Raw genomic sequence first — 9,988 nt, 5'->3', positions numbered from 1 at the left:
GGGGAACGTGCCGTACCCGGGGCGCTGCGGAGCGCCGGCCGGCTGCGGGGTGACTCCGGGCTGGTGAGCCTGACGCGGGATCGTCTGGTCCGGCGCGCCGAAGGCCGGCTGGGTGCCGGAGCCGGGCTGCGGCGGCGCGCCGAACGGCGGCGGGAACTGGTTGCTCACGATGGTGTCCTCTCGGTGCGGGGCCCGGTGCCCCGGTGGCTTCAGCGACCACCGTAGGGCGCGCTGCCCGTCCCGTCAGTGGGGAGGACTCCCCCCGGCTCAGCCCCGCTCGTCCTCCGGTGGGGGAGCGGCGTATACCGGCATCTCGATGGTGTCGACCCCGAGAACGGACTGCTCGTCCGGCTTCATCGGCAGGATCTGCTCGACGTAGCTGCGCACGGCATCCTCGATCGCGATGTCGTGACCGGCGGCCTCGGCCATGTACCAGCGGTGGTCGAGCACCTCGTGGAACAACTGGGCCGGCTCGAGCTTCTGGCGCAGTTCGGCGGGCACCATGCGCGTGATGGGCTCGTAGATCTGGGTCAGCCAGTCGCGCGCGACGGTCTCCTCGTCGTCGTCCTGGCGGTTCTGCGAGGCGGCGAAGGAGTCGAGGTCGTTGAGCAGGCGGCGGGCCTGGTTCTCCTCGACCTGCAGGTGCGTCAGCCGGGCCAGCCGGCGCGAGTGGTGACCGGCGTCGACGACCTTGGGTTGGATCTGGATGTGCAGCCCGCCGACGTCGGTGCTGATCGCCAACTCACCGACGTCGAAGCCGAGGGCGTTGAGGCGGGCGATGCGGTCGTCGACGCGCCAGCGGTCGCCGGTGCCGAACCGTTCCGGCGCGGTCAGAGCGCCCCACAGTTCGCGGTAGCGGAACATGATCCGCTCGGAGATCACGACCGGATCGGCGTCGGCGGGGAGCATGCCGCCGGCCTCGAGGTCCATGAGTTCACCGGCGATGTTGACCCGGGCGATGTCCAGGTCGTGTTCGCGCTGCCCGCGGGTCAGCGAGGGGAACAGTTCACCGGTCTCGGCGTCGACGAGGTAGGCCGAGAACGCCTCGGCATCGCGGCGGAAGAGCGTGTTCGACAGCGACACGTCGCCCCACCAGAACCCGAGCAGGTGCAGCCGCACGAGCAGCACGGCCAGGGCGTCGATGAGGCGGGTGGCGGCGTCGGGGCGCAGTTCGTGGCTGAACAGGGCGCGGTATGGCAGTGAGAACTGCAGGTGCCGGGTGAGCAGACAGGCGTCCAGCGGCGTGCCGTCGGCCGCGTGCCGCCCGCTGACGACGCCGAACGGTACGACCGTGGGCAGGTCGAGGCGCTGCAGATCGCGGAGCATCGCGTACTCCCGATGGGCGATGTCCGGCTTGATCTCCTTGACCGCCAGGAGACCGCCGCGGAAGCGCACGAACCGCACGATGTGCCGGGAGATACCGCGTGGCAACGCGGCCAACAGCGATTCCGGCCACTCCGCCAGCGGCAGGTGCCACGGCAGGTCGAGCAGCGCCGGATCCGGCCGCGCCGCAGTGATGTCGAGCGCGGCCGGGTCGCGGCGATCAGTCGGTGAGTCGCTCACCGGTGGCCGGATCGAAGACGTGCACGTGGTCGGCCTTGGGCTTGAAGTAGACGGTCGAACCCTTGGCCGGTGGGGTGCGGCCATCGGTACGGGCGATGAACGGCTTCGGCACGCCCTGCTCGAGGTCGGTGCGACCCTCCATCGGGGTGCCGTAGACGTAGGCGTCCGCACCGAGCTCCTCGACGACCTCGACGGTGACCGGCAGGCCCTCGTGCTCGGCGGCCGGCTCGAGGTCCTCCGGGCGCACGCCGACGACGACCTCGCCGTCGAGCTTGGCGAGGCGCTCGCGCTCGATCGGGATGTGCAGGCCCGACCTGAACGTCACGCCGCCCTCGTCGACCGGCACGTGGATGAGGTTCATCGCGGGGGAGCCGATGAAGCCGGCGACGAAGAGGTTGGCCGGGTGGTCGTACATCTTCCGCGGCGTGTCGACCTGCTGCAGGACGCCCTTGTCAAGGACGGCCACGCGGTCGCCCATGGTCATGGCCTCGACCTGGTCGTGGGTGACGTAGACCGTGGTCACGCCGAGGCGACGCTGCAGCGAGGCGATCTGGGTGCGGGTCTGCACGCGCAGTTTGGCGTCGAGGTTCGACAGCGGCTCGTCCATGAGGAAGACCTGCGGGGAGCGCACGATCGCCCGGCCCATCGCCACGCGCTGACGCTGGCCACCGGAGAGGGCCTTCGGCTTGCGCTCGAGGTACTCGGTCAGGTCGAGGATCTTGGCGGCGTCGGCGACGCGGGTCTTGATCTCCGACTTGTCGACGCCGGCGATCTTCAGGGCGAAGCCCATGTTCTCGGCAACCGTCATGTGCGGGTAGAGCGCGTAGTTCTGGAAGACCATGGCCACGTCGCGGTCCTTGGGCGACATGTGGGTGACGTCGCGGTCGCCGATCCAGATCTTGCCGTCGTTGACCTCCTCGAGGCCGGCCAACATGCGCAGGCTGGTCGACTTGCCGCAGCCGGAGGGGCCGACGAGGACGAGGAACTCGCCGTCACCGATCTCCAGGTCCAGCTGGTCGACGGAGGGCTTGTCGTTGCCCGGGTAGATACGAGTGGCCTTGTCGAACCGCACGGTTGCCATGTCACTTCTCCTTCACCGGCAGGAACGTGCCGGACGATCCGTTGTAAAGGTGTCGCCGGCCACGTGACCGACGAGTCAACTATGACTGATTCAACGCCGTCCTGCGAGGGTGACATTGCAAAATGTGACCGATTCCTCCGAAGTTGCCGCAAGTCCTTTCAGTGCGGCTTAACCTCGGAGTCCGAAGTCAGTACACATGTGTCAGGAGTTGTCATGCGTGACACCGCCCTCGCCGTCGTAGGAGGAGCATCGTGACCCGGGCGAGACTGGCTGACATCGCCGCGCACGCGGGCGTGAGCGAGGCCACCGTGAGCCGCGTGCTCAACGACAAGCCGGGCGTGGCGCCGACGACGCGCCAGGCGGTCCTCACCGCGGTCGACGTGCTCGGCTACGACCGCCCCACGAAACTGCGGCGCAAGGCGGTCAGCCTCGTCGGCCTGGTCATGCCCGAGTTGGAGAACCCGGTCTTCCCGGCGTTCGCGCAGATCATCGAGACGACGCTGGCCAACCACGGGTACACGCCTGTGCTGTGCACCCAGACCCCCGGCGGCGTGCACGAGGACGACTACGTCGACATGCTGCTGGATCGCGGTGTGGCCGGGATCATCTTCGTCTCCGGGTTGCACGCCGACACGACGAAGGAACCGGATCGCTACCAGCGCCTCCTCGACCGCGGCCTGCCGATCGTCCTGGTCAACGGGTACCTCCCGGGGCTCGAGGCTCCGTTCATCAGCACCGACGACGCGGCTGCGATGGAACTGGCCGTGCGTCACCTGGCCACCTTGGGGCACACGAAGATCGGCCTGGCCGTCGGCCCGGCCAGGTTCGTGCCCGTCGTGCGCAAGATGGCCGGCTTCGTCAAGGCCCAGCAGGCCATCCTGCAGCGCGACGAGGCGGAGGTGCCGATCATCAACACCCTGTTCTCCGTCGAAGGGGGTGCCTCGGCGGCCAAGCAGCTCATCGAAGCCGGGTGCACCGCCATCGTGTCCGGCTCGGACATGATGGCCCTCGGGGCGATCCGCCAGGCACGGACCCTGGGACTCGCCGTCCCGGACGACATCTCCGTGGTCGGGTACGACGATTCTCCGCTCATGGCCTTCACCGACCCGCCGTTGACGACCGTGCGCCAGGGCGTGCGCGAGATGGCCGAGGAGGCCGTGCGCACGCTGCTCGATGTCGTGGCCGGACACCCGTTGCCGCCGGGGGAGTTGATCTTCCGGCCCGACCTCGTCGTGCGCAACTCCACCGGCGTGGCGGCCCGTCGCCCGGTCGACGGTGCCTCGGCCGTGGATGTTGCCGGGTCGTTGTCTCGAATCCCTGCCCCTGGCCACCGCTGACGACTAACGTGTCCGCATGAGGATCTCCGACATCGTTCGCTCCAAGGGCGACAACGTGGTGACCATTGCCCCGACGGCCACCGTCAGCGAGTTGCTCGCGCTCCTGGCCGAGCATCGCATCGGTGCGGTGGTCGTCAGTGCCGACGGCGAGCACCTGGACGGCATCGTCAGTGAGCGCGACGTCGTACGGCACCTGAATGATCGCGGGGCGGAGGTCCTCGGCGGCGAGGTGTCGCGAATCATGACCGAGTTGCTGCACACCTGCGCGCCGGGCGATGACCTCGTCGTCGTCGCGACGACCATGACGGAGCAGCGTGTGCGCCACCTGCCCATCGTCGTCGACGGACGTCTGGCCGGCATCGTCAGCATCGGTGACGTCGTCAAGAAGCGCATGGACGAGTTGGCCGCCGAGCGCGACCAGCTGACCGCGTACATCCAGCAGTAGCCCGCGATCGGGGCCCACCGGTGGCACCGATCCAGCGGATGTCCAGCGAACTCCCCTACGGTTGGGGCATGACGACTGAGCCGCTGGGGGAGGCGCCGCCCACACAACCCGTGCCCGGGCACGAGCCTGCGCGGCCCACGATGATCGGGCCCTACCGGGTCATGCAGCAGATCGGGTCGGGCGGGATGGGCGTGGTCCACCTCGCCCTGGACCCGCACGGCAAGGCCGTCGCGCTCAAGGTGCTGCGGCCCCACGTCGCCGACGACGAGCAGGCGCGTCAGCGGCTCGGTCGCGAGGTGAGCACGCTGCGTCGGGTGCGCTCGACGCGGGTCGCGGCGGTGCTCGACGCCGATGTCGAGGCGCAGCAGCCATACATCGTCACGCGGTACGTGCCGGGCCCGTCGCTGGATCGGGTGATCGAGCGGGATGGCCCGATGTCGCCGGAGTCGCTGCTGCGGTTGGCTCGGGGGCTGGCCGAGGCGCTGCACGACTGTCACGCCACCGGGGTGGTCCACCGCGACGTCAAGCCGGGCAACGTGCTCATGCTCGACGACGAACCGGTGCTCATCGACTTCGGCATCGCCCATCTCGCCGACGACTCCCGACTGACCCAGACCGGCCTGGTCATGGGCACGCCCGGCTACCTCGCCCCGGAGACGCTCGAAGGCGCACAGGTGCTGCCGGGCACGGACTGGTGGGGCTGGGCGTCGACGTTGGCGTTCGCCGCCTCGGGACGGCCGCCGTTCGGTCGTGGGCCGATGGAGGCGGTGATCAGCCGGGTCGTGCGCGGTGAGGCCGACCTGGACGGGGTCGACCCGCCGTTGGTGCCGTTGCTGGCCGCCGCGCTCAGCCCGCGAATCGACGAGCGGCCCACCGATCGTGAGGTGATTCGGGCGCTGGAGCGGTACGCGACCGGGCGGCCGGTCACCGAGGTGCTGCGGCAGGTGCCGGCCACCTCGGTCGTGGCCGGGCAGACCCAGGCGCACCGCCTGCCGGAGACGAAGGCGTTGCCGGTGGTCCCCACGAACGGGGAGAGCCGGGGGGACTCCGTCGACCAGCCGATGCCGTACACGGCGCTGCCCAATCCCCACCTGCGGTCGGCGCAACCGGTGGCGGCGCAGCCTCCTCGGCCGGCGACCGCGCCCCAGCCGTACGCACAGCCCTATCCGGTGCCGCCGCCGCAGCATCTTCAGCCGCAACCGCAACAGCCGCAACCGTGGCCGGGTGTGGTCCCCGGCCGCGGGGCCGGCGACCCCCGGGTGTCCAAACCGCGCCGCACCGGCCTTCTGATGGCGCTGTTGGCGCTGTTCACCGCCGGCATGGCGACGATGCCGGCCCTCACCGCGCTCCTCGCCGTGTCGTGGTCGTGGCTGGCTCGCGTGATCGACCGGTCGTACACCGGCCTGGTCATGCGCCGCCACCAGTTCGGGCGGCGCGGCAGCGACGTGCCGACGATGGTCGCCGCGCTGCCGTGGCGCATCATCGCGGCCGCGGGGGAGACCCTGCTGTCCCTGATTCTGCCCGTCATCGTCGGCGCGGCGGCGATGCTCAGCACGGCCCTCGGCGAGGCGGCGATCGCCGGGACGTCGCCGAACCTCTGGTCCGCCGCGCCGCTGGGCGTGGGCGGTGCGCTCGCCGGGCTCATGGCGTGGTGGGGCATTGGCGGAGCGTCGTTGCGCCGGGGCAGCCGGTCGATGGTGCGGGCCGTGACACCGAACGCCGCGATGGCCGGGGTCGTCGGCATCCTCGTGCTGGCCGTGGCGGTCGTGATCGCCTTCGGGACCCTGATCGATCCGGCGCTGTCCTGGTGGCCGCTGTCGAGCAACCCGTTCCCGCAGGTCACGCAGTAGTGGAGGGGAACCCGCTCGAGCGGCTTCGTCGGGCCGCGAGCCTGCGCGGCGACGCGCCGACCGAGCCCATGCCCGCCGTGGGGGCGTTGCGCGGCACGCCCTACCGCGATCCGCGGGTGACGCGATCGGTGGCGGAGGAGCGCGAGGCCCGGGCGGTCATGGACCTCGCCCTGCGGGTGGGCGAGTCCCTCATCGAGAACGGCGCCGGCGCGCCGGGCGTCGAGGCGGCGGTCATCGCCGTGGCCACGTCGGCCGGCCTGGAGCGGTTCGAGGTCGACATCACCATGCAGTCGCTGCTCATGCAGTCAGTGACGCCGTCGGGGCAACTCATCACCCGGTTGCGCGTCGTCAAGGCGACTCGGCGGGACTTCGCGCGGCTCTCGCAGGTGCACGCCCTCGTCGACGACCTGGCGACGGGGCGGATCGACTTCGAGCAGGCCAGCCATCAGATCCAGCGAATCCGCTCTGCCCGGCGCACATGGTCGGGGTGGGTGATCACGGTGGCGACCGGGCTGCTCTCCGCCTCGGTGACGCTCGGTTTCGGGGCGGGGTGGCAGGCGGTGCTGTTCAGCGCCTTCAGCGGCATGCTCGTCAACCGACTCGTGCGCTGGCTGGGCAAGAAGGGGTTGCCGGACTTCTACACGATGATCGCCGGTGGTCTGGCCGCCACGATCGTGGCATGGCTGGCGTTCATCGGTGGCCGGTCCCACGTCGTGACGATCAGTTCGGCGGAGTTCGCGTACGTCGTCGCCGGTGGCATCGTGGCGTTGCTGCCGGCGCGGTCGCTGACCTCCGCGCTCGAGGATCTGATCATGGGGTACTCGGTGACCGGCACCGCGCGGTTCTTCGCCGACCTGTTTCACCTATTGGGGCTGATCACCGGGGTGGCGGCCGGGCTGGCGTTCGGGTCGACCATGGCCCAGTGGTTCGGCCTGGCGCTCGACGCTCCGTCGTTGTCGCGGATCACGTGGGCCAGTGCGCCGGTCGAGGTGCGGCTCATCGCGGCGGCGATCACCGGCACGGCCTCGGCGATCGTGACGCAGAGCGCCCGACGTATGCTCGCCCCGACCGCGCTCCTGTCGATCATGACGGTGTTCATCGCCGGGTGGCTGGGCAGTGTCGGGGTAGGGCGGATCGCGGCGGTGTCACTGGCGGCGGTCGTCCTCGGGTTCGTCGCGCGCTACCTGGCGTTGCGGATGCGTGCGCCGGCGATCGTGCTGTCGATCAACGGTTCGTTGGCGTTGCTGCCGGGTCTGTCGATCTTCGTCGGTCTGCAGCGCATCGTCGGGGTCTCCGAGGCGGGGGCGGCGTCGGGTGCGTCGCTGCTGTTCACGTCGCTGGGGATCATCCTCGCGTTGGCCGCCGGGACGGTGCTCGGTGAGTTCTTCGCGTCGCCGCTGGATCACACCGCACTGGATCGCGCCAGGCGGGCGCGCGCGGCGCAGCGGGAACAATCGACCGCGGACCGCCCGGTCAAGCGTCCGTCGGCGTCGGACCCGCGGCCAATGGACTTGAGCGACACGTGAATTCGCGGCTCCGGGGAACGCTGGGGGGGTACCCTCCGGTAACGTCTCCGCGCGTGGCTGAGCAGGGGGTTTGTCCCCAGATTTTGGTCACGGGTTTGCATCGACAGGTCACGAACATGTAACGTCCCGTCCGGACAGCGACGACCGCTCCCCCAATCGGCGGTCCCTCCCGTGACGAAGGAACAGACGAATGTCGTACTCCCCCAAGCACGCCCAGCCGAAGGCCGGGATCACTCGGGGCCGTGTGGCCGGTGTCGCCGTGGCCGGTGCCGCAACGGTCGCCGGTGGCCTGCTGGTCGCCCCCTCCTCGGCCAACGCCGCGACGGTCTGGGACCGTGTGGCTGCCTGTGAGTCCGGTGGCAACTGGCGCATCAACACCGGCAACGGCTTCTACGGTGGCCTGCAGTTCCACCCGCGCACCTGGCTCGGCTACGGGGGTGGCCGCTACGCCGCGTACGCCCACCAGGCGACCAAGGCCCAGCAGATCGCCATTGCCCAGAAGGTGCTCCAGGCCCAAGGTCCGGGCGCGTGGCCGGTGTGCTCCCGCCGCGCCGGGCTGACCCGCTCGAACGGCATGGTCGGTGGCACCACCGCCACGGCCTCGCGCTCGGCGACGCGCACCTACACCGCCGGCCGACTGGTCGTCGACGGCGTGCGTGGCCCGGCCACCAACCGTGGCATCGAGAAGTGGGTCGGCACCTACCAGAACGGTGTCCTGGGCACCTCCGACATCCGCGCACTGCAGCGCAAGCTCGGTGTTGCGCAGACCGGCTACCTGAACACCACGACCGTCAAGGCGCTGCAGCGTCGCGTCGGCTCCTCCGCCGACGGCATCTGGGGCCCGAACACCACCCGCGCCCTGCAGTCGTACCTGAACCGCGTCGTCTACTGACGCGCCCGTTCGGTCGGCGCCGCGCCGGCTCCCGCTTGGGTCAGTCACGACGCCCCGGATCTGCCGACCCGCACGGCTTCGGTCAGTCACGACGCTCCGCCTCTACCGACCCGCACGGCTTCGGTCGGACACGACGCCCCGGATCTGCCGACCCGCACGGCTTCGGTCGGACACGACGCTCCGTCTCTACCGACCCGCACCTCATCGCACCCGCTCAGCCCACCCCGGCTGCGGCGGGTGCGGTGCGTTCTGGGCTCCCCTTCGCCGACTGGTCGATCCGTGCGACGTACCGGCGGGTTACGTCGCAATGGTTGACCACTCACCGAGGGAACACTTGTGGTGACCCAACTCGGCGGTAGGTCGCCACAAGTGTTCCCTCGGTGAGTGGAGGATGCCCCAGGTCACCGCGCTCAACATGTCACCCTGAGCGCCACGGAAGCGTGCGTCGGTCACCGGTTATTACCTGTGACGCTGGACTACTTCCTGTGACGCTGGACGTCATGGGTGGCGCACACCGGTTTCTGTGACGTAGGGCACGAACCGCGGGTGCGGTGCGTTCTGGGCTCCCCTTCGCCGACTGGTCGATCCGTGCGACGTACCGGCGGGTTACGTCGCAAAGTTTGACCACTCGGCGAGGGAACAGTTGTGGTGACCCAACTCGCCGTTGGGTCACCAAAAGTGTTCCCTCGGTGCGGGAATCCGACGCCGCCGCTCCGACGCGTGGGAAGAAAGTTACAGGTATGTAATCGAGTGACAACTGTTGTCTGAGTGAAATCTGATACTTAGCCTCGATCACGGCCCGACCCCCACACGCACGTTCGGCGCCGGAAAGGTTTCGCTCGCATGTTCACCGTCTCGGACTTCCCTGACCTCCCCACGCCCCGCCAGCAGCGCCGTCGCCGCCGTGGCACCGCGCTCCTCACGGTCGCGACCCTGCTGGGCGCCGGTGCCGTCGTCACCGCCACGCAAGCCGGCGCGGTCGAGACCGTCTGGGACCGCGTGGCGATGTGTGAGTCCGGCGGCAACTGGGCCATCAACACCGGCAACGGATACTACGGCGGTCTCCAGTTCTCCCCGACGACGTGGAAGGCGTTCGGCGGCGGGCAGTACGCGGCCTACGCCCACCAGGCGTCGCGTTCCGAGCAGATCCTCATCGCCCAGAAGGTCCTCGCGGTGCAGGGTCCGGGCGCGTGGCCGGTGTGCTCCAAGCGCGCCGGCCTGACCCGCACCAACGGCGCCGCGGTCATCGGCGGGCGCTCGACGGCAACGGCCTCCCGGTCCAGCGCCCGCACGG

8 protein-coding genes are annotated in these 9,988 nt (G+C 70.0%); 6 read left to right on the top strand and 2 right to left on the bottom strand.

Annotation, left to right across the window (positions count from 1 at the left end; all coding sequences use genetic code 11):
* Positions 1-267: 267 nt before the first annotated feature.
* Together KD1_RS01880 and KD1_RS01875 are read right to left on the bottom strand one after the other, a co-directional pair.
* Complete coding sequence (locus KD1_RS01880; RefSeq protein WP_068396716.1) at positions 268-1,563, bottom strand: DUF4032 domain-containing protein; 1,296 nt, start codon at positions 1,561-1,563, stop codon at positions 268-270.
* Positions 1,544-2,644, bottom strand: coding sequence for an ABC transporter ATP-binding protein (locus tag KD1_RS01875; RefSeq protein WP_068396713.1), 1,101 nt, complete (start codon positions 2,642-2,644; stop codon positions 1,544-1,546). The genes KD1_RS01880 and KD1_RS01875 overlap by 20 nt, the downstream gene beginning before the upstream one ends.
* Positions 2,645-2,895: 251 nt before the next feature.
* Here KD1_RS01875 and KD1_RS01870 point away from each other — a divergent pair, with 251 nt between their 5' ends.
* From KD1_RS01870 to KD1_RS01845, 6 genes are all read left to right on the top strand, one after another.
* Entirely contained in the window at positions 2,896-3,981 is a 1,086-nt protein-coding gene (locus KD1_RS01870; RefSeq protein WP_068396710.1) for a LacI family DNA-binding transcriptional regulator, read from the top strand.
* A gap of 16 nt (positions 3,982-3,997) precedes the next feature.
* On the top strand, positions 3,998-4,426 hold the full coding sequence (locus KD1_RS01865) for a CBS domain-containing protein (RefSeq protein ID WP_068396708.1): 429 nt from the start codon (positions 3,998-4,000) through the stop codon (positions 4,424-4,426).
* Positions 4,427-4,494: 68 nt separating this feature from the next.
* Positions 4,495-6,276 carry a serine/threonine-protein kinase gene (locus tag KD1_RS01860; protein WP_169795314.1) on the top strand — a complete coding sequence of 594 codons (1,782 nt, stop codon included), beginning with the start codon at positions 4,495-4,497 and terminating at the stop codon, positions 6,274-6,276.
* Entirely contained in the window at positions 6,276-7,802 is a 1,527-nt protein-coding gene (locus tag KD1_RS01855) for a threonine/serine exporter family protein (RefSeq protein ID WP_068396702.1), read from the top strand. The genes KD1_RS01860 and KD1_RS01855 overlap by 1 nt, the downstream gene beginning before the upstream one ends.
* 190 nt (positions 7,803-7,992) lie before the next feature.
* Positions 7,993-8,694, top strand: coding sequence for a transglycosylase family protein (locus tag KD1_RS01850; protein ID WP_068396699.1), 702 nt, complete (start codon positions 7,993-7,995; stop codon positions 8,692-8,694).
* Positions 8,695-9,537: 843 nt separating this feature from the next.
* A partial coding sequence (locus KD1_RS01845; protein ID WP_169795313.1) for a transglycosylase family protein occupies positions 9,538-9,988 on the top strand: 451 nt, incomplete at its 3' end.

It is taken from the genome of Kribbia dieselivorans NBRC 106261, assembly GCF_001552435.1.
GTDB lineage: Bacteria > Actinomycetota > Actinomycetes > Actinomycetales > Dermatophilaceae > Kribbia > Kribbia dieselivorans.
This window is presented reverse-complemented; position numbering and strand designations above follow the sequence as displayed.

What these genes read in the sequence shown, in the direction of transcription:
- KD1_RS01865 (WP_068396708.1), top strand. Translation starts at nt 3,998, where the DNA reads ATGAGGATCTCCGACATCGTTCGCTCCAAGGGCGACAACGTGGTGACC.
- KD1_RS01850 (WP_068396699.1), top strand. Translation starts at nt 7,993, where the DNA reads ATGTCGTACTCCCCCAAGCACGCCCAGCCGAAGGCCGGGATCACTCGG.
- KD1_RS01875 (WP_068396713.1), bottom strand. Translation starts at nt 2,644, where the DNA reads ATGGCAACCGTGCGGTTCGACAAGGCCACTCGTATCTACCCGGGCAAC.
- KD1_RS01860 (WP_169795314.1), top strand. Translation starts at nt 4,495, where the DNA reads ATGACGACTGAGCCGCTGGGGGAGGCGCCGCCCACACAACCCGTGCCC.